The sequence below is a fragment of the Sinorhizobium sp. NFACC03 genome, from assembly GCF_900103435.1.
GTDB lineage: Bacteria > Pseudomonadota > Alphaproteobacteria > Rhizobiales > Rhizobiaceae > Ensifer.
Map to the genome: position 1 here is coordinate 1 of NZ_FMXF01000053.1, position 24,283 is coordinate 24,283.

The 24,283-nt window shown below is 61.3% G+C and carries 20 protein-coding genes; 17 read left to right on the forward strand and 3 right to left on the reverse strand.

The window, feature by feature from the left end:
* Window positions 1-292, reverse strand: a 292-nt coding sequence (locus BLU35_RS33150) for a MerR family DNA-binding transcriptional regulator (RefSeq protein ID WP_143032911.1), incomplete at its 3' end; no start/stop codon positions are given.
* A 301-nt stretch (window positions 293-593) separates the two neighbouring features.
* On the opposite strand from BLU35_RS33150, the gene BLU35_RS33155 reads away from it, so the two are divergent.
* The 9 genes from BLU35_RS33155 to BLU35_RS33195 all read left to right on the forward strand — a co-directional run bounded on the left by BLU35_RS33155 (window position 594) and on the right by BLU35_RS33195 (window position 12,659).
* The gene (locus tag BLU35_RS33155; RefSeq protein ID WP_093236285.1) at window positions 594-1,943 is read left to right on the forward strand and encodes an adenylate/guanylate cyclase domain-containing protein; all 1,350 of its coding nucleotides are present in this window, start codon (window positions 594-596) and stop codon (window positions 1,941-1,943) included.
* 8 nt (window positions 1,944-1,951) lie between these two features.
* Window positions 1,952-2,902: a polysaccharide lyase family 20 protein gene (locus tag BLU35_RS33160; RefSeq protein ID WP_093236286.1), complete on the forward strand. Its 951-nt coding sequence runs from the start codon at window positions 1,952-1,954 to the stop codon at window positions 2,900-2,902.
* Between the two features lie 122 nt (window positions 2,903-3,024).
* Window positions 3,025-4,917: an ABC transporter ATP-binding protein gene (locus BLU35_RS33165; protein WP_093236287.1), complete on the forward strand. Its 1,893-nt coding sequence runs from the start codon at window positions 3,025-3,027 to the stop codon at window positions 4,915-4,917.
* Window positions 4,914-6,815 (forward strand): ABC transporter substrate-binding protein, encoded by a 1,902-nt coding sequence (locus tag BLU35_RS33170; protein ID WP_058323944.1) that lies wholly within the window; start codon window positions 4,914-4,916, stop codon window positions 6,813-6,815. The genes BLU35_RS33165 and BLU35_RS33170 overlap by 4 nt, the downstream gene beginning before the upstream one ends.
* A gap of 1 nt (window position 6,816) precedes the next feature.
* The gene (locus BLU35_RS33175) at window positions 6,817-7,815 is read left to right on the forward strand and encodes an ABC transporter permease (RefSeq protein WP_093236288.1); all 999 of its coding nucleotides are present in this window, start codon (window positions 6,817-6,819) and stop codon (window positions 7,813-7,815) included.
* On the forward strand, window positions 7,812-8,987 hold the full coding sequence (locus BLU35_RS33180; RefSeq protein WP_093236289.1) for an ABC transporter permease: 1,176 nt from the start codon (window positions 7,812-7,814) through the stop codon (window positions 8,985-8,987). The genes BLU35_RS33175 and BLU35_RS33180 overlap by 4 nt, the downstream gene beginning before the upstream one ends.
* Before the next feature lie 69 nt (window positions 8,988-9,056).
* The gene (locus tag BLU35_RS33185; protein WP_093236290.1) at window positions 9,057-10,274 is read left to right on the forward strand and encodes a glycosyltransferase family protein; all 1,218 of its coding nucleotides are present in this window, start codon (window positions 9,057-9,059) and stop codon (window positions 10,272-10,274) included.
* A 4-nt stretch (window positions 10,275-10,278) separates the two neighbouring features.
* Window positions 10,279-11,523 (forward strand): glycosyltransferase family 4 protein, encoded by a 1,245-nt coding sequence (locus BLU35_RS33190; protein WP_093236291.1) that lies wholly within the window; start codon window positions 10,279-10,281, stop codon window positions 11,521-11,523.
* The gene (locus BLU35_RS33195; RefSeq protein WP_093236292.1) at window positions 11,523-12,659 is read left to right on the forward strand and encodes a glycosyltransferase family protein; all 1,137 of its coding nucleotides are present in this window, start codon (window positions 11,523-11,525) and stop codon (window positions 12,657-12,659) included. The genes BLU35_RS33190 and BLU35_RS33195 overlap by 1 nt, the downstream gene beginning before the upstream one ends.
* Window positions 12,660-12,769: 110 nt before the next feature.
* Here BLU35_RS33195 and BLU35_RS33200 read toward each other — a convergent pair whose 3' ends face one another.
* Entirely contained in the window at window positions 12,770-13,444 is a 675-nt protein-coding gene (locus BLU35_RS33200) for a class I SAM-dependent methyltransferase (protein WP_093236293.1), read from the reverse strand.
* A gap of 304 nt (window positions 13,445-13,748) precedes the next feature.
* On the opposite strand from BLU35_RS33200, the gene BLU35_RS33205 reads away from it, so the two are divergent.
* The 8 genes from BLU35_RS33205 to nadE all read left to right on the forward strand — a co-directional run bounded on the left by BLU35_RS33205 (window position 13,749) and on the right by nadE (window position 23,388).
* Window positions 13,749-16,451, forward strand: a complete 2,703-nt coding sequence (locus tag BLU35_RS33205; RefSeq protein WP_093236294.1) for an ABC transporter transmembrane domain-containing protein — start codon at window positions 13,749-13,751, stop codon at window positions 16,449-16,451.
* Window positions 16,452-16,542: 91 nt separating this feature from the next.
* Window positions 16,543-17,007 carry a cyclic nucleotide-binding domain-containing protein gene (locus BLU35_RS33210; protein WP_093236295.1) on the forward strand — a complete coding sequence of 155 codons (465 nt, stop codon included), beginning with the start codon at window positions 16,543-16,545 and terminating at the stop codon, window positions 17,005-17,007.
* Window positions 17,008-17,113: 106 nt separating this feature from the next.
* Entirely contained in the window at window positions 17,114-17,875 is a 762-nt protein-coding gene (locus BLU35_RS33215; protein ID WP_093236296.1) for an FkbM family methyltransferase, read from the forward strand.
* A gap of 363 nt (window positions 17,876-18,238) precedes the next feature.
* Entirely contained in the window at window positions 18,239-18,442 is a 204-nt protein-coding gene (locus BLU35_RS33220; protein WP_093236297.1) for a hypothetical protein, read from the forward strand.
* 146 nt (window positions 18,443-18,588) lie between these two features.
* On the forward strand, window positions 18,589-20,526 hold the full coding sequence (asnB, locus tag BLU35_RS33225; RefSeq protein WP_093236298.1) for an asparagine synthase (glutamine-hydrolyzing): 1,938 nt from the start codon (window positions 18,589-18,591) through the stop codon (window positions 20,524-20,526).
* A gap of 22 nt (window positions 20,527-20,548) precedes the next feature.
* A complete protein-coding gene (locus BLU35_RS33230; RefSeq protein ID WP_057251289.1) occupies window positions 20,549-20,815 on the forward strand; it encodes an acyl carrier protein in 267 nt (88 codons plus the stop codon).
* A 21-nt stretch (window positions 20,816-20,836) separates the two neighbouring features.
* A complete protein-coding gene (locus BLU35_RS33235; protein ID WP_093236299.1) occupies window positions 20,837-22,384 on the forward strand; it encodes a class I adenylate-forming enzyme family protein in 1,548 nt (515 codons plus the stop codon).
* Window positions 22,381-23,388: an NAD(+) synthase gene (nadE, locus tag BLU35_RS33240; protein WP_093236300.1), complete on the forward strand. Its 1,008-nt coding sequence runs from the start codon at window positions 22,381-22,383 to the stop codon at window positions 23,386-23,388. Before BLU35_RS33235 ends, nadE begins: the two co-directional genes overlap by 4 nt.
* Window positions 23,389-23,459: 71 nt before the next feature.
* On the opposite strand, the gene BLU35_RS35845 is transcribed toward nadE, so the two are convergent.
* The coding region (locus BLU35_RS35845; RefSeq protein ID WP_093236301.1) for a hypothetical protein at window positions 23,460-24,283 on the reverse strand (824 nt) is incomplete at its 5' end.

Here is a 24,283-nt window from a genome sequence, read left to right on the forward strand (position 1 = left end):
TAACCTCGAACGTCCAGCCTTGCCGGGCGCAATACAGTTCCAGAACCTGCGTCTGGCGCGCGAGGTCGTCCTTCTGCTCATGGCTGGACACACGGGCATAGGCGACGGTCTTGCGGCGCGACGGCTGTGCCGCCCGAAAGCGTTCCGGCAGGAGCTTCGCCAGGTCATACCGACGATGCCCACCCGCCGTATGCTGCGCCAACAACCGGCCTTCTGCCTCCCAGCGCCGCAGCGTCGTGATCGACACCCCCAGCGCCTGAGCCGCTTCGCCTATGCTGACCAACCTCTCCATTTTGGAAAGTATGATTCAGGTATGGAGAGATCTCAAGCGAACTGTTTCAGCCCTTTATCAAAACATCATGCGAGAAAAACTTTGCCCGGCCTCTGGAAATCGCCGAGCGGCATCAATATCTGCACGATATAAGTGCCGCATTCCGGGTGCCTGCACGTCATCGACGCCGGAATCGGTTGGAGCATTTTCTTAACGGGCACGGCTCATCATCATCCACCGCGAGCATGGACCGGCAATTTGCCGGGGCGTTCGTCGTCTCCGGATGCTGACGCGGGACGGTCTGTCATGGTGAGGACGCGAAATGGCCCCGACGAACGACAACGTATCCGAAATCCTCATCGACAAGGTTGCCGACTGGCTGATGCGGACGTCGCTCAGCGACGCGCCGCTGGAAACGATCGTCAAAGGCTTTTGCGAGCGGCTCGCTGCCGCCGGCCTGCCGCTGATGCGCGTCCATCTCTCCTTTTCGATGTTGCATCCGCTTTATGATGCGCTTGGTTTTACCTGGATCCGGGGTAAGGGCGTCGAGGTAAGCGGCCTTCGGCACGAAGAGCTGGCGCTCAAACCCGAGCGTTTCCTGCAGAGCCCCTACTACTATCTGCTCAACAACAATCTCGAGCATGTCCGGCGGCGTCTTTACCAGGATACGCCGTCCGAGTTCCCGATCTTCGACGATCTCAAGGAGATGGGCGCCACGGACTACCTGGCCTTCATGCAATCGCTCGGCGCCGATTCGGGGCATGGCATGGTCGGATCCTGGACGACGGACCGCCATGGCGGCTTCACCGATGATGTGATCGGGGCGTTGCTCAAGCTTCAGCACCACCTGGCGGTCGCCGCGAAGATGGCGGTGCTCGGAAAGCTCGCCGACAATATGCTGACCACCTATCTCGGCTCCAGCGCCGGTCGGCGCGTGATGAGCGGCCAGGTCCGCCGCGGCGACGGCGAAACCGTGCGCGCGATCCTGGTCATGGCCGACATGCGTCGCTCGACGATGCTGGCGGAGAAGGAGGGGCGGCAGTCCTATATCGAGACGCTGAACACCTATTTCGACGCGATCGCCGCGCCCTTCAATCGCAATGGCGGCCATATCTTAAGCTTCGTCGGGGACGGGTTCATCGCCGTCTATCCGTGTGGGCGCCATAAGGAACCGTCCGAATTTGCAGCCCGCGAGGCCTTTGCCGCCGTGCGCGCAGCAACGGCACGGATGGAGATGCTGAACGGCGAACGGCGCAAGCAATCCCGCGATCCGATCGGCTACGGCATCGGGCTGCATGTCGGCAACGTCATGTTCGGCAATGTCGGGTTGCGCGACCGGCTGACCTTCTCCGCCTTCGGTTCGGCCGTCAACGAAGTGCAGCGGTTGCAGAACCTCACCAAGAAATATGCGCATAGCATCGTCGCCAGCGAGGCCTTCGTCAATTACTGCGGCGGAGATTGGACGGCACTCGGCCAGGAAAAACTGCGCGGAGTACGGCAGAAATTCACGATTCTCTACCCCAACGATGCAGCGTTGCTTGCCAGAGCAGATGAGCGCTTCGACGATGTGTTGCAGGATGGACTTTCCGAGGCGGAACATGTCATGCTGCTTCACCGCAATACTCGTCCGCTTCAGCCGCCGCGCGGCCTTATCGACAAGATGCTTCAATAGGGGGGAGAATGTTCCGAGCCGTGTTTGTCGCCGCCAGCATCGCTATGGCCGGAGGCGCGATGGCGCAGCCGTGGGAAAGCAAACTGTCAGACGGCTTTGAGGGGCAGAACTTCGCACCCGAAGGCGGGCTCTACTATCGCGATAACTTCGAGCAGAGTGCGGGCACGGTGGAATTTCAAAACCAGGTGACGCACACCGGCAAAGGCGCACTCAAGCTGAGCGTCGTTCCGACCTGTCCGGATTCCCTCGACGGTTGTAGCGAGCGAGCCGAGATCTGGGAGAAGACGGCGCTGCGCGTGCCCTACGACCAGGGGGTCTGGTATGGTTTCGCGGTCAAGTTCGCCGATCCGGTCCCGAAGGAGGATCATCGCTATCTGATCGCCCAATGGAAGCGTGAGATCGATCCCGGCGCCGAAGGTGATTTCAGTCCGTTCCTTGCTTTACGCCTCGAGGCGGGCAAGCTCTTCGTCACGGTGGAGACGAATTACATCGCGCCGCTGTCATTCGGCCCGGAAGGTACGCCGGCGAGCTGCAAACCTGGCGAAATCCCCGTGTGGGGGCGGCCTAGCGTCAACCAGATGCGTATGCTGGTCGCCGCCGACAGCAACTGGAAACCGGAAGACGGCAGTCTGTTCAACGCCTGCACAGATGCCATCAAGGTGACGAACCATGGCAACCCGCTGCCCGATCCGAAGTCCGGCTGGATCGACTTCGCGATCTACACGCTGCCGGGGGCCGGTGGCACGGGACGCATCGAACTCTTCGCCAACGGCAAGCCGATCATCACGGTGGCGGGGCATGTCGGCCACGCCGACAAGGGGCTCGGCAAGAACCAGTACTTCAAGTTCGGCCCCTATCGGGCTGCCGATACGACCGACTGGACGCTGTTTTATGACGACTTCCGCCGCTCGCCGAATTGCGCCGACGTGCTGAAGGGCGGGACGTGCCCCGCGCTCTAACCAACTGAAGATGCACGGGGCAATGCTCCGGTTGCAGTTGGCCATGCTGGACAGCCCTCTGAAGCTGCGCTAGTCTTTTTTTAGAGGCGGCGGATAAAAAGCAATGAGGGAAGCGTGCTGCTATGACATCTGGGGCGGACCTGCTTCGAGTTGAAGGTCTGCGGATCACATTCTCGGTGCTTGGCGGCGAAGTTCAAGCCGTCAATAATGCGAATTTCAGGATTTTGTCCGGCAAGGTCACGGCGCTCGTTGGCGAGTCGGGATCGGGCAAGTCGGCAATCAGCCAGGCGGTGATGGGCATCTTGCCCAACGTCGCCAGGGTTGGTGGCAAAATTCTGTTCAACGATCCCACCACGGCGGCAAAGCCCATCGACCTGCTTTCGCTGGAGCGGGAAGGTGATGAGATACGTAGCCTGCGCGGCACGCGTATCAGCAAGATCTTTCAGGAGCCGATGACGTCGTTGTCGCCGCTCCATACGATCGGAAACCAGATTTCCGAGGTGCTGAAGATCCACACGGATGCGGAAAAGGCTGAACGCCGGGCACGGACCGAGGAACTGCTCGGCTATGTTGGCTTTGCCAATCCGAAGCGCGCCTACGAAATGTATCCGTTCGAGCTTTCCGGCGGCATGCGCCAGCGCGCGATGATTGCGATGGCGCTGATCTGCCGGCCGGCCCTCTTGATCGCCGACGAGCCGACGACCGCGCTCGATGTGACGGTGCAAGCGCAGATCCTTAAACTTCTGCGCGAGCTTCAGGTCAAGCTCAATATGGCAATGCTGCTGATCACCCACGACCTCGGTGTCGTCGCCAACATGGCCGACGAGGTTGTGGTGATTTATCATGGGCAGATCGTCGAGGCTGGCCCTGTCGAGGCCATCTTCCGCAACCCGCAGCATCCCTATCTCAAGGGCCTGATGGCCGCCGTTCCGCATTTCGACATGAAGCCCGGCGAACGGCTGAAGGCGCTGCGCGAAGTGCCGGTCAAGGCCGGGTCAGTGCTTGGGACTTCGGTGGCCAACCGGCGCGCTGGCCCACAGGTGCTGCTGTCCGTCCGTAACCTCTCGAAGACATATGGAACGCGAAAAACGTCCTGGTTTGGTGGCGGCGAAAGTTCTCATCACCGCGCCGTCGACGATGTCAGTTTTGATATCCGCCGCGGCGAATGCCTGGGCCTCGTCGGCGAAAGCGGCTGCGGCAAGACGACCGTCAGCAAGATCCTGATGCGGGCGGTAACGCCGGACACCGGCTCGGTGACCTTCGACAACGGCGAAGGTCCGGTCGATGTGCTGAAGGCCCAAGGCGACGAACTGAAGGCGCTCCGGTCGAAGATCCAGATGGTGTTTCAGGACCCGGTTTCGTCGCTTTCCCCGCGCATGACCGTCAAGAACATTCTCAGCGAGCCCCTGGAGATCCATGGGCGCGGAACGGGCAAATCGCGCGTCGAGACCGTGCGCGAACTGCTGCAAGCCGTCGGGCTCGACCAGCGCTTCATCAACCGCTATCCGCACAGTTTCTCGGGCGGGCAGCGTCAACGCATCGGCATTGCCCGGGCTCTCGCGCTCGTGCCGGAACTGCTGATCTGCGACGAGCCGGTATCGGCGCTCGACGTCTCGGTCCAGGCGCAAATCCTCAACCTTCTCAAGGATTTGCAGAAGGAACTGGGACTGACCTGTCTGTTCATCTCGCACAACCTCGCGGTCGTGGATTACATGGCGGACCGTATTGCCGTCATGTGCGCCGGCCGCATTGTCGAGCTCGCCCCGCGCGAGGTGCTGATGCGCAAGCCGGTTCATCCCTATACCAAGTCGCTGTTGGCGGCCGTTCCCTATCCGGATCTCGATCGGCCGCTCGACTTTGACAGGCTGAAGGACAGCGAAGGATCGGATATGCGGCGCTGGGGACCGCAGTTCCGTGTCGACGACGCTGGCGACACGCTCATCCCCGCCGATCTCGGTGGCGACCACTTCGTGCTGGCGCGCCGGTCCGTGGATGCAAGGGAGTTACGGCCATGATCACCCGCCGAACTGTACTGGCATTGCTTGCAACCGTGGCATTCCCCATGCGGCTCCTGGCTGCTGGGGGTGAACCGGCGTTTCTGGAAAAGCTGATTGCCGACGGCAAGCTTCCGCCGGTCAGCGAGCGCTTGCCCAAGACGCCGCGTGTCATCAACGTCGCGGCGCTGGGGCGCACGCCCGGCAAGCACGGCGGTGACGTGACGATGATCATCGGCAGTGCCAAGGACATCCGGCTCATGACCGTCTACGGCTATGCCCGTCTGCTCGGCTATGATGAAACGCTGAAGCTCGAAGCGGACGTCCTTGAAAGCTACGAGACGGTCGAGGACCGCATCTTCACCTTCCACCTGAGAGAAGGGCATAAGTGGTCCGACGGGACGCCGCTGACGGCCGAGGACTTCCGCTATTGCTGGGACGATGTGCTCAACAACGAGAAGCTGAGCCCCGCCGGTTTGCCGACTGCGCTGGTGATGGACGGCGAAGCCGGAAAGTTCGAAGTCATAGACGAACGAACCGTTCGCTATACTTGGTCGACGCCCAACCCGGACTTCCTGCAGAAGCTCGCCGCACCGCAGCCGCTGGTGGTGGCGGTGCCTTCAGCCTATCTCAAGCAGTTCCACGAGAAATATCAGGAAGAAGACAAGCTCAAGGCTTTGATGAAGGAGCAGCGCGTCAAGAAGTGGAGCCAGCTCCATATGCGCATGGCTCGCTCCTATCGCCCTGAGAATCCTGAGCTTCCGACGCTCGATCCATGGCGCAACACGACGCCACTTCCTGCCGAACAGTTCATCTTTGAGCGCAACCCCTACTTCCACCGCGTCGACGAGAACGGGTTGCAGCTTCCCTATATCGACAAGTTCGTGCTCAACGTCAGCTCGTCGGCGCTGATCCCGGCGAAGACGGGCACGGGCGAAAGCGACCTTCAGGCGACCGGCATCGACTTCGTCGACTATACCTTCCTCAAGGATTCCGAGAAGCGGTACCCGGTCAAGGTACTGCTGTGGAAGAAGACGCAAGGCTCGCGCCTGGCGCTGTTGCCGAACCTCAACTGCTCCGACACGGTCTGGCGGTCGTTGCTGCAGGATGTGCGCGTTCGCCGCGCGCTCTCGCTGGCCATCGACCGCACCGAGATCAACAAGGCCGTCTTCTACGGCTTGACCAAGGAGAGCGCCGACACGGTTCTGCCGGACAGCCCGCTGTTCCGTCCGGAGTTCGCCAACGCTTGGGTGGCCCACGATCCAGCTCAAGCCAATGCACTGCTCGACGAAGCGGGCCTGACGCAACGCGATAGTGACGGCATTCGCGTCCTGCCCGATGGCAGGGCCGCGCAAATCGTCGTGGAAACGGCCGGCGAAAGCACGCTCGAGACGGACGTGCTGCAGCTCGTCACCGACTACTGGCAGAAGGTCGGGATATCGCTTTTCATCCGCACCTCGCAGCGCGACACGTTCCGCAGCCGTGCTGTCGGCGGCGAGATCGTCATGTCGATGTGGTTCGGGCTCGACAACGGCGTTCCCACCCCGGGCATGAACCCGGGGCAACTGGCGCCGACGGCCGACGACCAGCTGCAATGGCCGGTCTGGGGGCTCAACTACCTGTCCCATGGAGAAATGGGCCAGCCGCCGGATCTGCCTGCCGCTGTCGAACTGACGGAGCTGCTGCAACGCTGGCGGCATTCGGCTGAAGACGCCGAGCGCACGGAGATTTGGACCCGCATGCTGTCGATCTACACAGACCAGGTCTTCTCGATCGGTATCGTCAACGCCTCGCTACAGCCGATCCTCGTGGCGAAGAAGCTGCGGAATGTGCCGGAAACGGGGCTCTACGGCTTCGATCCCACGTCCTATTTTGGTGTTTACAAAACCGATACCTTCTGGATCGAGCAGGAAGCCTGACATGCTGCGATATATTCTCTGGCGTATCGCAGCGATGGCTCCAACCCTCCTCATCATATCGGCTCTTGTCTTCACCATCATCGAACTGCCGCCCGGCGACTACTTCGAGAGCTATGTCTCCGAGATCAAGGCGCAGGGCGAAGGCGTCGACATGGAGCAGATCGAGGCGCTGAGGAAGGAGTACGGCTTCGACCAGCCACCGGTCCTGCGCTACGTCTACTGGCTCGGCGGCATGCTGCAGGGCGATTTCGGCTATTCCTTCGAATACGAACTGCCGGTCAGCGCCGTCGTCGGCGATCGTCTGTGGCTGACGATCCTCGTCTCCTTCGTCACCATCATCTTCACCTGGCTGATCGCCTTTCCGATTGGCATCTATTCCGCGACCCACCAGTATAGCTGGGGCGATTACGGCCTGTCGCTGGTGGGCTTGATCGGCATTGCCATTCCGAATTTCATGCTGGCGCTGATCCTGATGTATTTCGCCAACATCTGGTTCGGGATTTCGATCGGCCACCTGATGGACCAGAAGTATCTGGCCGAGCCGATGAGCTGGGCCAAGGCGAAGTCTATCCTCGAACATATCTGGATCCCCGTCGTTATCGTCGGCGCGGCGGGCACGGCCGGCATGATCCGGCGTCTGCGCGCAAATCTGCTCGACGAACTGCAGAAGCAGTATGTCGTAACGGCCCGCGCCAAGGGCCTTTCGCCGATGCGCACGCTGGTCAAATACCCTCTGCGCATGGCGTTGAACTTCTTCATATCGGATATCGGCTCGATCCTGCCGGCGATCATTTCCGGCGCTGAAATCACCGCGATCGTGTTGTCGCTGGAAACCACCGGGCCGATGCTGATCAAGGCCCTGCAAAGCCAGGACATGTATCTCGCCGGTTCGTTCCTGATGTTCCTCGCGTTTCTGACCGTGATCGGCGTGCTGATTTCCGATATCGCGCTCGCCATTCTCGATCCTCGAATTCGGCTGCAAGGCAGGAGCACCAAGTGACGTCATTTCTTCCGGCGCCCGGCGAGCCCTTGCCGCATTACGTATCGACTGCCCCCTTCGATCCCTATTCCGTCGAGGCGATGACCGACGAGCAGGTGCGCGTCAACCAGGCTTCCCAGCTTCGCCTGATGTGGTGGAAATTCCGCCGCCACAGGCTCGCGCTCGTCTCCGGCCTCTTCCTCGCCGTGTTCTACCTCACGATCGTCGTCTCTGAGTTTCTGGCGCCTTACAACCTGCATACCCGCAACATGGATTACATCTACGCACCGCCGCAGGCGGTGCACCTGTTCCATGAGGGCCAGTTCGTCGGTCCCTTCGTCTATGGACGGACCATGACGCTGGATATGGAAACGTTGAAGCGCAACTATGCCGACGATGTCACGGACGTGCAGCGACTGCGTTTCTTCTGCCGGGGCGATAGTTATCGTTTCTGGGGCCTGTTCGACAGCAACGTGCATCTCGTTTGCCCGGCCAACGACGGTCAGGCGTTCTTCCTGGGGACGGACCGTCTCGGTCGCGACGTGCTGTCGCGCATCATTTACGGTGCCCGAATTTCGCTGACGATCGGCCTGCTCGGCATCACTGTCAGCTTCGTGCTCGGCATCGTCATCGGTGGCCTTGCGGGCTATCACGGCGGCGTCTTCGATCTCATCGTCCAGCGCGTCATCGAAGTCCTGCAGTCTATCCCGAGCATCCCGCTCTGGCTGTCGCTCGCAGCGATCATGCCGGCGACCTGGAGTCCGATCCTGATCTATCTGGCGATCACGATCATCCTTGGCCTCTTGGACTGGACGGGGCTTGCGCGCGCGGTGCGCTCGAAACTGCTGGCGCTTCGCGAGGAGGATTATGTGCTTGCGGCCCAGTTGATGGGCGCAAAGAGCAGCCGCATCATCGGCCGGCATCTCGTGCCTGGCTTCATGTCGCATCTGATCGCCACTGCGACGATCTCGATCCCCGGCATGATCCTCGGCGAGACGGCTCTGAGCTTCCTCGGTCTCGGTCTTAGACCCCCCATCACCAGTTGGGGCATTCTCTTGACGGAGGCCAAGAGCGTCAGCGTTATTGCTTTCTACCCCTGGCTCCTATTTCCCACAATTCCAGTCATTCTTGTGATTTTGGCGTTCAACTTCTTGGGAGATGGCTTGCGTGACGCCGCCGATCCCTACAAATGAAGCCCGATTTGAAGCTGACAACCAGTCAGCGCCAAACGGTTCATTGATCCTGAGCGAAAGGTTTCTTGCATGATGCGGCGTTTTGAAGATGCCCGGATCCTCATGTATAGCCATGATACGTTCGGGCTTGGGCACCTCCGGCGGTGCCGCACGATCGCGCATTCCCTGGTGGAAGACTACCGCGGTTTGAACATCCTGATCATCTCCGGCGCGACGATCGCCGGTGCGTTCGACTACCGTGCGCGCGTCGACTTCGTGAAGATTCCGAGCGTCATCAAGCTGCACAATGGCGACTACACCTCGCTCGACCGTCATATCGAGCTCGACGAGACGCTGAAGATGCGTCAGGCAATCATTCGCCACACAGCCGAGACCTTCAAGCCGGACATCTTCATCGTCGACAAGGAGCCGATGGGCCTGCGCGGCGAGGTCGAGGAGACGCTGACCTATCTGAAGGCGCATGGCACGACGCTGGTATTGGGCTTGCGCGAGGTCATGGATGCGCCGCATCTGCTGGAAGCGGAGTGGAAGCGGCGCGACACCATGCGCAAGATCGAGCAGTATTACGATACGATCTGGGTTTATGGCCCGCCGGATTTTTACGATCCGCTGACCGAGCTCGAAGTGCCGCCGGCTGTCCGCGACCGGATGAATTTCGTCGGCTTCCTGCAGCGCAGCGTTCCGCGGGAAGAACTGCCGGGCCACAAGCCGCAGGGCGATTACATCCTGGTCACCACGGGGGGCGGCGGCGACGGTGCGGACCTGATCCACGACGTCATCCACGCTTACCAGCAGGACCCGGAGCTTACGCACAATGCGTTGATCGTGCTCGGGCCCTATATGCCGGTCAAGAAGCGGGAAAAGCTGATCCGCAAGGGCGGCAAGATCCCCTATATCAAGATCATCGAGTTCGATAATCGCATGGAAGAGCTGATCGCCGGCGCAAAGGGCGTCGTCGCCATGGGCGGCTACAACACCTATTGCGAAATCCTCTCCTTCGACAAACCGGCGCTGATCGTGCCGCGCATCCAACCGCGCGAGGAGCAGTTGATCCGCGCCCGCCGCGCGGCCGAGCTTGGGCTCGTCGAAATGCTGTTGCCGGACGAAGCGGAAGATCCGCTGCGGTTGGCGGCAGCGCTGAAGGCGCTGCCGTCCCGTGCGCCGCCTTCGAAAAGCACCGCCAACGGCTTGCGGCTGGAAGGGCTCGTGCATATCTCCGAGATCGTTGGTCGGTGGCTCGACCGGCCGTCGAGCGACCACTTGAATATCGTGAAGAAATCGAGCTGAAGCATTGCCGACAGATCGCAAGATTGCAGTCGTGCTGAAGGGCTATCCGCGTCTTTCGGAAACCTTCATCGCGCAGGAACTGCTTGGCCTTGAGCGGGCCGGACTAGATCTCGTACTGATCTCACTTCGCCGTCCGACCGACGACAAACGTCATCCGGTGCATGACGAGATTCGTGCCGATGTTCACTATCTGCCCGAATATCTGCATGAAGAGCCGCTGCGGGTGCTGCGCGGTCTCGTGCGTTCCCTGCCGAAGCCGGGTTTCTGGCCGGCATTCGGGCTCTTTCTGAAAGACCTGCGCCGCGATTTCAGCCGCAACCGCTTTCGCCGGTTCGGGCAGGCGGTCGTGCTCGCTTCGGAATGGCCGGGCAATCCGCGCTGGCTGCATGCGCATTTCATCCATACGCCTGCCTCGGTGACCGCCTATGCCAGTGTGATCGCCGCTACGCCCTGGACCTGCTCGGCGCATGCCAAGGACATCTGGACGTCGCCGGACTGGGAGCTTTCCGAAAAGCTTGGCCGGGCGCGCTGGACGGTCACCTGCACGCGCATGGGCTACGAACATCTGAAGAGCCTGACGAGCGAAAAGGCGAGGGTGCATCTGAGCTACCATGGCCTTGATCTTGATCGTTTCCCTCGTTTCGAGGGCACCCATTCTGACCGCAATGGTTCCGACCCTTCGGATCCCGTCCGCGTCGTCAGCGTCGGCCGCGCCGTCGACAAGAAGGGCTACGACGTCTTGCTGAAGGCACTCTCGCTGTTGCCGGCGGACCTTCATTGGCGGTTCGAGCATATCGGTGCCGGTGAACTGACCAGCACGCTCAAGAGGCTTGCGGCCGAGCTTGGCGTTTCCCACAGGGTTGCCTGGAAGGGTGCGCTCGACCAGACCGACGTGCTGGCGCATTACCGGACGAGCGATATCTTCGCACTTGCCTGCCGGATCACCGCCGACGGCGATCGCGACGGGTTGCCCAACGTGCTCGTCGAAGCGTCGAGCCAGCGGCTGCCGTGTGTCTCTACGGCGATTTCCGGCGTTCCGGAACTTCTCATCGATGGCGAGAACGGCCGGGTCGTTCCGTCGGAAGACCCACAGGCGCTCGCACGGGCGCTGGAGCAACTCATCCGAGATCCCGCGCTCCGTCACCGCCTGGGCGGCGCGGCGGATCGGAAGGTCCGCGCGCAATTCGACCACCACGCCAGTATCGATCAGCTTGCCGCCCTGTTTGCCAGCGAATGGAGAGCCGCGTGATGCGTGCGCGCCGTGTCTTTTTCTACGTGCAGCATCTCCTCGGCATCGGCCATCTGGCGCGGGCGAGCCGGATCGCGAGCGCACTTGCCGCCAGGGGTTTCGAGGTGACGGTCGTGACCGGCGGCAGCCCGGTGCCGGGTTTTCCGGGGAATGACGTAAAGCATGTGGCCCTTCCGCCGGTGCTCGCCGGTGACAAGGGGTTTTCCGGCCTTGCCGACAGCGAGGGAAATCCGGTGAGCGACGCCTTCAAGGATCGGCGCCGGGAGCTGTTGATCGAGGCGTATCTTGAATGCGATCCCGATATCGTCATCTTCGAAGCCTTCCCTTTCGGCCGCCGCCAGATGCGTTTCGAGCTGATGCCCTTGCTCGAGACGATCGAAAGGCAGATCCCAAGACCCCTCGTTGCCGCTTCGCTTAGGGACATCCTGCAGGAGCGGACGAAACCCGGCCGCGCCGAGGAGACCCTCGACGTCGTCAGGGCGCATTTCGATCTCGTGCTCGTGCATGGGGACCCTGCCTTCGCGCGGCTCGAAGAGACGTATCCCTATGCGGCCGAGATCGAGGACAAGGTCGCCTATACGGGCCTCGTGGCGGGGCCTGTACCGACCGCTCCGGCGGAAACGTTCGACGTGCTCGTTTCAGCCGGTGGCGGTGCGGTGGGCAAGGAACTGATCGGCGCGGCGTTGCAGGCGGCGAGCTTGCTGCCGCGCGAGCTGCGATGGTGCCTAGTCACGGGGCCGAACCTGCCGCAGCAGGACTATGACGCCTTCCAAGCTGCCGCGCCAGGCAACGTGCAGCTCTTCCGCTTCCGAAAGGATTTCGCGAGCCTGCTTTCGGGCGTGCGGCTTTCGGTTTCTCAGGCCGGCTACAACACGGTCTGCGACATCATCCGCGCCGGTTGCGGATCCCTGCTGATCCCCTTCGTCGCAGGCGGCGAAACCGAGCAGTCCACTCGAGCGGAACGGCTCGAAAAGCTCGGCCTTGCCGGCGTTCTGCCGGAGGCCGAGGTGACGCCCGAGAGGCTGGCGCGCGATGTCGAAGCGATGCTGACGCGACCGAAGCCGAACATTCCGCCGCTGGATCTGGACGGCGCGATGAAGACCGCCGAAATCCTGGAGAGCCGCACGGCTCTTTGATTGTCTACTCGCGGGCTTCGCGCGGGCGGCGTCTTCTGTGAACGCGGGGCCGGGTTGCGGTGCTATTCGCCAGAAAGGTAGCTCGCTTCGCTGCGGCGCCCCAGCCGCCCTCAGACCGTACCGATCAGCATGAAGCGGGTATATTTTTTCGTCGGCAGCGCGCCGGCAAATTCGACCGTCGAAAGCGCCGCCTGTTTCGTGAACTCCTCGACGGAAGCCACGCAATTGATATGGGTGGGCTCGCTGAAATAGTCGTTGGATTGCAGCAGAACGCGCGTGCCGGCGGGAATGCGATCGAGCCACGATCTCAGATCGGCGATGTGTTCGCAGCTCGTGTTGATGACCAGGTCGGCCCCAAGCGTCGTATAGTCGATCGCATACATGTCGGCCGTGACCGCACGGAATTTCTCCGGAGAGGCAAAATTCAGGGTTCGCGCAACCGTTTCCACGTCCGGGTCGATGTCGAAGCTGTCGACCGCAGCCACGTTGAAGCGCGCATCCTCCAGCAGCATCGCGCCCAGGATGCCATACCAACCGCCGAGGATCGCAATCCTGGCGTAGGATGAACCAGCAACACTCAAAAGCGTGTCGCGCGCCCAGACCTTGCAGGCAACCTGCTTGTGATTGAAGGCGTTGGCGATGTGGGCTTCGGGATGTTTGGCGATTACCTTCGCGACGCCTTCGATGAGGGGGCTCTGCGTATAGGCGGCGATACCGCGTGCCAAATCAAAGGCATGCTCGTACCAATCGCTGGTTTGGGAAGGCGGGTGGCTGGTGTGTTTCATGCTCTCGTTGTAAGCTGGGCGCCGGGCGAGTGCAATAACGGCGTGTGCTTCGGAGAGTGACGTTCTCTGTGGTTGCCTTCGCGGCAGTGGAGTCGAAACCGCGTCCATTGCAGATTTCCCTCGCACCTGCATAATCGACAGAACCGGATTCGGCGCCGGACGGAATATGCAGGCATCCACTTCGCGATCGAGCGCCGACAGGCACCCATCCGGAGGCTTCGCCGAGGAATGATGCGTGGTGAGGCAAACGGCAGCCCGCCACGCCAGCAGCTATCGTGTTCAATAAGGTCCTATTGCCAGACACATGGAACCACGCCTTTCCCGCTACATCTGGGCCCACACGCGCAAGGATCAGCTTTGGATTCTGGTGATCGTCGCGCTGTCGATGATCCCCTATTTCCTGTCCTTCGACCTGCCGAAGCAGATCGTCAATGGACCGATCCAGGGTGACGGCTTCGACAGTCCGGAGGCGACGCAGGCCTTCCTGCCGATTTCGTTCGACTTGCCGTATTTCGGAACGATCAATGTCTTTGACGGTTTCCATCTCGGGCGAGAAGGCATGCTGCTCGCGCTCAGCCTGGTGTTCCTGCTGCTGGTGGTCATCAACGGCCTCTTCAAGTTTTACATCAACACCTTCAAGGGCCGGCTCGGCGAACGCTTGCTGCGGCGCATCCGCTTCGAACTCGTCGATCGTGTCCTCCGCTTTCCGCCAAGCCACTTTAAGAGAGTGAAGCCGGCCGAAATCGCAACGATGATCAAGGATGAGGTCGAGCCGCTCGGCGGCTTTACCGGTGACGCCTTCGTCTCGCCGGCGCTGCTCGGCGGCCAGGCGCTGACGGCGCTGGTGTTCATCCTGCTGCAGAGTTTCTGGCTCGGTCTGGTCGCGACGCTGATCGTCGCCGTGCAGGCGGTCATCATTCCGCGCATGCGCAAGCGGCTGCTGGTGCTTGGGCGTGAACGGCAGCTGACGGCGCGCGAACTCTCCGGTCGTGTCAGCGAAATCGTCGACGGCATCGGTGCCATCCGCGGGCACGATACCTCCAACTATGAGCGCGCCGACATCGCGGCGCGGCTCGGCCGGATCTTCAAGATCCGCTACGACCTCTACCAGTGGAAATTCCTCGTCAAGTTCATCAACAATTTCCTGGCGCAGGTCACGCCTTTCCTGTTCTACGCGATCGGCGGCTATTTCGCGCTTCAAGGTCGCCTCGATATCGGTCAGCTCGTTGCCGTCATAGGCGCCTATAAGGACCTGCCAGGTCCGCTGAAGGAACTGATCGATTGGGATCAGGCTCGCCAGGACGTTCAGGTCAAGTACGCGCAGGTCGTCGAGCAATTCAGCGTCGATCCGTTGCTCGATCCGAAGGTTCAGGCCGTTGCGGCGGGGACCATCGAATCGTTGAGTGGTCCGCTGGCGGCGGTGAACCTGACGGTGATCGACGACGGCGGCTCGACCGTGCTCGACCACGTGTCGCTTCAGGTGCAGCTTGGCGAGAAGGTGGCGCTGACAGGCGGTGGCGAGGTGCTGGCGGAGGCCTTCGGCCGGCTGGTCTGGCCGGCGAGCGGCAAGGTGGTCATCGGCGGCCAGGACATTCTGGATATCCCGGAATCGGTTACCGGACGTCGGATCGCCTACGCTTCGTCCGATGTCTATGTGTTCCAGGGCAGCCTCGGCGACAACATCCTCTACGGCCTCAAGCACGCTCCGCTGACGGAAGTAAACTACGAAGGGGAGGGCGCTTCGCACCGGAAGTGGGAAGTGACCGAGGCGCGCCTGGCTGGCAATCCGCATCTGGATGTCAACAGCGACTGGGTCGACTACGGTTCGGCCGGGGCGAGCGGTCCGGATGATCTGCTCGTGCAGATCCGCCCGGTTCTCGACGCCGTGCTGCTGACCAATGACGTGATGGCGCTGGCCGTCCGCTCGACGATCGACGCGAACCGCCATGCGGCGTTCGCAGCCGGCATCGTCGAAATGCGCAGCGCGCTCAGGCAACGTCTTGAAAAGGAAAAGCTCAGCGATCTCGTCGTGTTCTTCGAACCGGGAACCTACAACATCGAGGCGACGATCGGCGAAAACATGCTGTTTGGCACGATCACCGATCAGGCGATGTGGGCGAACGCGCTTGAGAACCACCCGTTCTTCAAGACGATCTTGCAACGGGTCGGGCTGCGTGACACATTCTACGCGATGGGGATCGAGATCGCCGAGAACGTCGTCGAACTGTTCCGCGACTTGCCGCCGGATCACCCGTTCTTCCAGCAACTGACCTTCATGACCGCCGAGGAAATACCTGTCTACGAGGCCATCCTGCAGAAGGTGCGCAGTCGCGGCAAGGCCGAGGTTTCCGAAGACGATCAGATCAAGATCATCCGGCTGTGCTTCGATTACATCGAGCCGCGGCACCGCTTCGGTTTGCTGACGGAAGAGGTCATGGCGAAGGTTGTTGCCACGCGCCGTGAGTTCGATGAGGGTTTGCCGGCCGACCTCGCTGGAATGATCGAGCATTATCGTCCGAACCGTTACATTGCCTCAGGCAGCATCATCGACAACGTGCTCTTCGGGCGTATTGGCCACAAGCATGCCGATGGGTCGGAAAAAATCCGGGCGATTGTCCGCGATCTCTTCGAAGCCGGCGGCCTCTATAACGAAGTGCTGGCCTTCGGTTTCGACTACAATGTCGGCGCGGGCGGCAAACGTCTGACGGCAGCGCAGCGACAGAAGCTCGATCTTGCGCGCGCGCTTATCCGCGCCTGCGATTTCTATATCTTCAACCAGCCGCTGCTTGCGCTCGATCAACGCGTCCAGGAGCAGGTCGTGCGCAACGTCTTCTCGATGCTTGACCGGGCCGGGCGCGATCCAGCGATCGTCTGGGTTCTTGCCAATCCCTCGTTGATGGACCTCTTCGACCGTGTCGCAAAGTTCGAGAATGGGCGCCTTATTCATGACACCGGTGCCGATGCCGCAGTGGATGACGGACGCGACTACAAGGAAATGGCATCTTGATGTAATATTAATGTCAGGGCACGAGCATATGGTCCCGCCGCGATGCGGGAGGCAGACTGCTCCCGACGGGAAATCGGAGACACGGATTGTGATGTTGCTCAAGGATGAAGTTGAAATGCTGCGCCGGATAACCCTGTTTTCAGGATTGCCGCCGGCAAAGTTGAAGCTTCTTGCCTTCACGTCCGACAGGGTGATGTACGGTGCCGGCGACGCGCTGTTCTATCAGGGTGACATCGGCGATGCGGCCTATGTCATTCTCTCCGGCAAGGCGGAGGTACTGATCAACACCGCCAGCGGGCCCTTCAAGATTGCCGAGTTCGAGCAGAATTCGATCGTCGGCGAAATCGCCATCCTCTGTAATACGCCTCGCACGGCGACCGTGCGGACTATCACACCGCTCGAAGCCTTGCGTATTCGCAAGGAGGATTTCCTCAAGCTGCTGGCCGACTTTCCCGAGATGGCGGTGGAAATCATGCGTGTCCTGGCTGACCGCCTGGCCCAGACCACGGCCGAGCTCAGCGAAGCCCGTAACCAGGTCGAGCGGGTCGACGCCTGACGCACCCCGCAACCTAAGCTGTATCATGTGGAGACATTCCCTCCCGGCATGTGAGCCTTTCGCAAAAGCGATTCCGCTTGGCGGGTTTATCGGCTAGACAGGCGACATGCGTTCGATCACCTATTTCCGCAAAACCGTTCAGTTTCCCGACAAGCCGGAGAAGAAGCGTTTCTTCGCGCGGCTGCAGAATGGTGATTGGGAGCCTTGTACGTTTCAGAACATCGAGCGCCTTGTCGATCGCAAGACGACCTTCATCGACATCGGCGGATGGATCGGAGTGACGCCCTATTGGGCCGCGCAGATCGCAGACAACGTCATCACCGTCGAGCCCGATCCCGTCTGCTTCGGCATCCTCAAGGAGATGCAGCCCGAAAACAGCGGTGAGGTGCGCGTGATCAACGCCGCACTTTCCGAGGACGAGGTGCTGGTGTTGCACTCTGTCGGCGGCGGTTTCGGCAGCTCGGAAACCTCCGCGCTGATTGCCGACGACAACGGCGAGGCGATCCGGGCGCAGACGGTTACGATCGCCGAGCTTCAGGCCATGGCCCGGACCGAGCGGCTCTGCTTCAAGATCGACATCGAGGGATATGAGTATCGTGCCCTGGATCAGTTCCGGGCTATCGATCCGCGACGCACAGCCGGCGTCCTGCTTGCGGTGCACCCGCAAATCCTCTTTGCCTCGCTGAGCGGTCCTTCGGTGGTGCGCGCCATTCGCACGATTACAGCCACGATGCGCCTGATCCGCAGCCTGCGCGGCTTCAGCCTCGACAATCGCTCGGCGATCTGGGCGGCGCTGCGCAAATCGATCGCCCGCCGGGAGTTTCGAGGCTTCGACCTTTTGTTCGTTTCCAGGCAGCGCGACCGCTAGGCGGTTGCGAGAACGGCACCGATCGCTTGAATCAGATGGCTGTCTCTTCGCGCAGACGCGCTCGACGATAGGCGTTCAGGTCACGTCCTGCGGGATCATTCTGGAGCGAGACACGTTCCCGCCGACAACAGGCGCGGAGCCGGCATGGTTAACCATTCTTTAGAGAATGTTAATTCTTCGTTTAAAGAGGTAATTTTCAGTGCTATAAATTTCTTGGCCGCTATTGCCTACCGCGCCGCGCGTCATAGGAGACGCGCAAAGGTTGTTGTAGTACTTTGATTTGCTGCATGTCTTTGTCCTCAGATTGAGGTCGATCTAAGGGTTCATGCAGGAACCTTGATATTGTATCGTGAGGGCGACCGCATGTCATGGATGTATTTTGCGTCTGCCGCCTATTGCCTGACCGCCTTGTTTCTCTTGGCGATGACTTATCTTGAAGGTTTGCAGGCGCGTGCGCCTTGGAACATGTATCGTTTTGCCGGGTTGGTCATCTGCATTCTTTGGCCGGTCCTGTTTCTCTATCTGATGTTTAAAATGATATCGAAAACAAGAATTTCGGAGCGTTAAGGTTAGACTTCCCTGCCTCTATGTCGGGTTTTGCGCCCGAACCGTGGCATTTACCATACAACCAGAAAATGCCGGAGATTTAACCCATGAGTACCTCATGCGGATTATGCTTCGGTGGTGATCGACCGGTGTGAAAGTATTTGAACATGTGCGGTTTCGGTGGCTATTTCGGCTCAATTCCAGACGCAAAGCACCTCCTCGAGAGAATGGTTTCCGCGATTGCCCATCGCGGCCCGGACGAGAACGGTGTCTTCGTCGACAAGGGGGCCGGACTTGGTCATGCGCGCCTATCGATCGTCGGTCTCGGCGACGGCCAGCAGCCGATGTCGGACGAGAGCGGTGAGTTGACGATCGCCTTCAACGGCGAGATCTTCAACTATGTCGAATTGCGCGATGAGCTGCGTGCCAAGGGCCGGCGCTTCCACACCTCGAGCGACACCGAAGTAATTCTGCATCTTTACGATGTCATGGGGGAGGAGTGTCTGTCCCGTCTGAATGGCGATTTTTCCTTCGCCATCTGGGATCGCCGCCACCAGCGGATGATGCTGGCACGCGACCGGATGGGTGTACGCCCGCTGTTCTATATGAACCATGGCGGCACGCTCTATTTCGCTTCCGAGATCAAGGCCCTGCTTCAGGTGCCGGGCGTTTCCGCCGAACTCGATCCCATCGCGCTCGACCAAATTTTCACGCTCTGGGCGCCGATCGCGCCGCGCACTGGCTTTCGCGACATTCATGAGCTCGAGCCGGCGCATCTCATGATTGCAGAAAAAGGCAAGGTCGCGATCCGGCCCTATTGGCAACTCGACTATCCCGACAGCGGGGCATCGCCACTGTTCACGGACGAGCGCGCCGCTGCCGAAGAACTGCGTGCGCTGCTCACGGATGCCACCCGGATCCGGATGCGCGCCGATGTTCCCGTCGGCTCCTACCTTTCGGGCGGGCTCGACTCCTCCATAGTCGCGGCGATGGCGACCGGCATGGCGCCGCAGGGGCTGAGGACCTTCTCCGTCACTTTCGACAGCGTGGAGCACGACGAGAGCGCCTTCCAGATGGAAATGGCGACAGCGCTTGGTACCCACCACAGCGCCGTTGCCTGCCGGGTGGGCGACATCGCGCGGTCTTTCCCGGAGGTGATCCGCTTTGCGGAGCGACCGATTATCCGAACGGCGCCGGCACCTCTCTATCAGCTTTCAGGTCTCGTCCGGGAGCAGGGGCTGAAGGTGGTTCTGACGGGCGAAGGCGCCGACGAGGTCTTTGCCGGCTACGATATCTTCAAGGAGGCGCGGGTCCGTCGGTTCTGCGGCCGCCAGCCCGGGTCGCGCATGCGCCCGCACCTCTTTCGCAAGCTTTATCCCTACATCCCGGGCCTGCAGCAGCAATCGGCGGAGTATCTCGCCGCGTTCTTCGGCGCCGGCGACGTGCCGCTCGACGATCAGCTCTTCTCGCACCGGCCACGCTTCAAGAGCACGGCGGCGACCAAGATCTTCTTCTCAGGCGATCTGCGTACGCGGTTGAGCAACTACGATGCGGCAGAGGATCTGGCGAGTCGGCTTCCGGCAGCCTTCGGACGCTGGCACCCCTTGCACCAGGCGCAATATCTCGAAAGCCGTTTCCTGCTGCCGGGCTATATCCTGTCGAGCCAGGGCGATCGCATGGCCATGGCCCACGGGATCGAAGGACGCTTCCCGTTCCTCGATCATCGCCTCGTCGAATTCGCGACCCGTCTGCCGCCCGAAATGAAGCTGAAGGGGATGGTGGAGAAGCATATCCTGCGCGAAGCGACCAAGGATCTGTTGCCCCCGTCCATCGGCCAGCGAACCAAGCAGCCCTATCGCGCGCCCGACAGCCATTCCTTCACCGGGGCGGGCGAACTCGATTACGTCCGCGATGCCATGAGTGAGGCCCGCGTCAGCGACAGCGGGCTTTTCAATGCCAAAGCCGTGACGAAGCTCTACGAAAAATGCCAGTCGCAGCCGGTCACCGGCTTCCGCGACAATGCGGCTTTCGTCGGAGTCCTGTCGACACAGCTCTGGCTGCAAACCTTTACCGGCAACAGCGTCCGCGCGGCGGAAGCAGCCTGAACCATTTAGGAAAGGGAACCACATGACGGAAACGATCAAAGACAAGGTTAGAGCCTTCGTCATCGAAAACTTCCTGTTCGGCGATACATCCTACGATCTCGCCGATACAGCCTCGCTCATCGAGAATGACATCATCGATTCAACCGGCGTTCTCGAACTGGTGGCCTTCATCGAAGACCAGTTCGGCATTGTCATGGGCGACGCCGACATCGTGCCTGCGAATCTCGATTCTCTTGCGCGCATTTCGGCCTTCATCGAGGCCCGGGTCGGGGCGCCGGCCACGGCATAATCAAGGCGCGAGGGGGCGTCCATGCGGTTCGAGCAATTCCTTATTGGCAATGCCGGCAGGCAAGCGGCGAAAACGGCGCTGGTCACCGACCGCCGTCGCCTTAGCTACGGCGAATTCGACGACCTAACGGGCAGGCTGGCTGCCGCGCTGGCGCGGGCCGGCGTCAAACGCAACGATCGCGTGCTCGTCTTCATGGACAATTGCTGGGAAGCGGCTGTTTCGATCTTCGCGATCCTGAAGGCCGGCGCGACCTTCAGCCCGATCAACGCCTCGACCAAGGCGGACAAGCTCGCCTATATCATCACCGACTGCGAGGCGGCGGCGATCCTGACGCAGGCAAAGCTGATGCCGATCGTGGCGGAGGCCCAGGCGCTGAGCGGCAAATCGGATCTCTTCGTGGCCTCGACGGCTGCGCCCAATGGCCAGACGCCAGCTGACGCGACCTCCTTCGAAACCTGCCTCGCGGAAGTGGCAACGCCCGTGCCGCATCGCGGCATCGATGTCGACCTTGCGATGCTGATCTACACCTCGGGTTCGACCGGTCGGCCGAAGGGCGTGATGATGACCCATCGCAACATCGATGCGGCATCGGAGTCGATCACCACTTATTTGCGCAACGAACCGGACGACATCATCCTCAACGTATTGCCGCTTGCCTTCGACTACGGCCTCTATCAGCTGCTGATGGCGATCCGCATCGGCGCGACGCTGGTGCTCGAAAAATCCTTCGCGTTCCCGCATGCGATCTTCGAGCGGATCCGGGAGGAGGGCGTTACCGGCTTCCCGCTGGTCCCGACGATGGCGGCGATGATCCTGCAGATGCGCGATCTGGAACCCGGCTTCCTGCCGAGCCTGCGTTATCTCTCCAACACCGCCGCTGCCTTGCCGCCGCCGCATATTGCGCGGCTCCGCGAGCTCTTTCCGGGCGCCCGGCTCTATTCGATGTACGGGCTGACGGAATGCAAGCGCTGCACCTATCTGCCGCCGGAAGAACTCGACCGCCGGCCGGGCTCGGTGGGCATCGCGATCCCGAATACCGAGGCCTTCGTCGTCGATGACGAGGGAAAACGCGTGCCGCCGGGCGTTCCCGGCGAACTTGTCATTCGCGGTCCCCACGTCATGCAGGGCTACTGGCGCAACGATGCCGCGACCGAGCGGATGCTGCGGCCGGGGCCGAACCCCTGGGAAAAGGTGCTCTATACGGGCGACCTCTTCCAGACCGACGAAGAGGGCTTCCTCTATTTCGTTGGCCGCAAGGACGACATCATCAAGACGCGCGGCGAGAAGGTCGCGCCCAAGGAAGTCGAGACCGTGCTGCATGCGCATCCGGGCATCGCTGAGGCCGTGGTGGTCGGCGTCGCCGATCCGGTGCTCGGCCACGCGATCGCGGCGCTGGTGGTGCTGTCCGATCCCAGCCTGACGGACAAGGACATTATTCGCCACTGCACCCGCCATCTCGAAGATTTCATGGTGCCGAAGATTGTCGAATTCCGCACCGAACTTCCGAAGACGGATACTGGTAAGGTCAGCCGCCGCCTTGCAGCCGAGACAATGGAGCCCGCTCAATGAACATTCTGATGACTGAGGGCGCACGCCCGTTTTCGGCCGAGACGCTGACGATCGATCATGCGGCCGAGACGGACCGGATTGTCGCCGGGCTGCGTGAGCAGTTGCGGACGATGAAGAAGCGCGGTCTGGTGCTCGGGCTCTCCGGTGGTATCGACTCGAGTGTTTCGGTCGCGCTGGCCGTGCGTGCCGTCGGCGCCAAGAATGTCTTTTGCCTGTTCATGCCGGAAAACGATTCCGATCCGGAAAGCCTTCGCTTTGGCCGTCTCGTCGCCGAGACTTTCGGCGTCGCGGCAATCATCGAGGATATCGGTCCGACGTTGAAGGCGATGGGCTGCTACGAGCGTCGCGATGCATTCATTCGCGAACTGGTTCCGGACTATGGCGACGGTTGGGCCTCGAAGATCGTGATCGCCAATGCGCTCGAAGGCGAAGGCTACAACATTTCCTCGCTCGTGGTTCAAAGCCCCGACGGCACGCGGTCGAAGCATCGTATGCCGCCTTCGGTCTATCTCGGCATCGTCGCCGCCACCAACATGAAGCAGCGCACGCGCAAGCAGGTGGAGTATTACCACGCCGACCGGCTGAATTTCGCGGTGCTCGGCACGCCGAACCGGCTGGAATACGACCAGGGTTTCTTCGTCAAGAACGGCGACGGGGCGGCCGACGTCAAGCCGATCGCGCATCTCTACAAGTCGCAGGTCTACGCGCTTGCCGCCTATCTCGGCATTCCCGAGGAGATCAGACGCAGGCCGCCGACGACCGACACCTATTCGCTGGAGCAGACGCAGGAGGAGTTCTACTTCTCGCTGCCATACGACCGCATGGATCTCTGTCTCTACGGGCTCAACAACGGCATCGATATCGACGCCGTCGCTCAAGCGGCAGGCTTGACGGTCACGCAGGTGGAGCGCGTCTGGGCGGATATCGCCGCTAAGCGCAAGGCGACGCGCTACCTGCATCTGGGTCCCCAGCTCGTGCAGCCGGTGGAGGAGATCAAGGGCTGATATCGAGCCTCGTTGCTCGGTGAGGTTGTTGCGGTGGCTTCAAGGAAGCGCCGCAATAACCGAAGCCCTGGTCAGTCGAACTGTCCGGCGATCAGCCGGCACCAGTGTTCTCCGGCAATACCGTTGAAAAAGCCTTGCCCGTCCCGGCAGGCCTGGACGATTGCGGGATCACGGGAGTGAAGCACCGTCGAGGCGACATGGACGAAGGCGATCCGACGCCCGAGCATGGCTTCCATAAGCACCGGTTGTGTCCGTCCCCGTAGGCCCGGAAGTCCACGCTTGGCGGCATGATCGACAAGACAGTCGATGACCGGGCCGGCCTGGCCCGGCAGCGCCAAAACCTGCAGGACCCGCCCGATCGCGCCCGCCCTGGCGTAATAGGCGAAAGCGCCAACGAGCGTGCCGGTGCGCGCGGCAACCAGAGCGTAGACGAGCTCTCCCTGTTCGGGCTTTTGCTCCGCATCACCGAGAATGTAGTTGAGTTGCCCTTCGGCCCATTCGGGGCGCAGCGGAAACTGCGCGATGAAGCGATCGACCACGGCGGCAAAGCCATTGCGATCGGTTTCCTGTGTCGTGAAACCGGCCTGGCCGATGCCGGCGGCAGACACGGCGGACCAGCGTTGTTCGCCCGGCGCCATCCGCTTGCGGTAGGCGCTGTCAATGGCCCGCGCGAAAGGTGCGGCAAGTCGCGCCGGCTTGATGCGGTCGGACGCAACACTCAGGCTGAAGGACGCGGGTTGGATGACGCGCACCCAGTCGAGGCTGTATTGCGGCAGGACGACGCCCCGAAGCCGTGTCCACATCTGCATCGAGACGTCGCTTGCGGTTTCGCTGAAGGAAAGATCCTGTGGTCCGGCCAGAAAGGCCTTGAGGATGCGCGCTCCGGCCAGGGGAT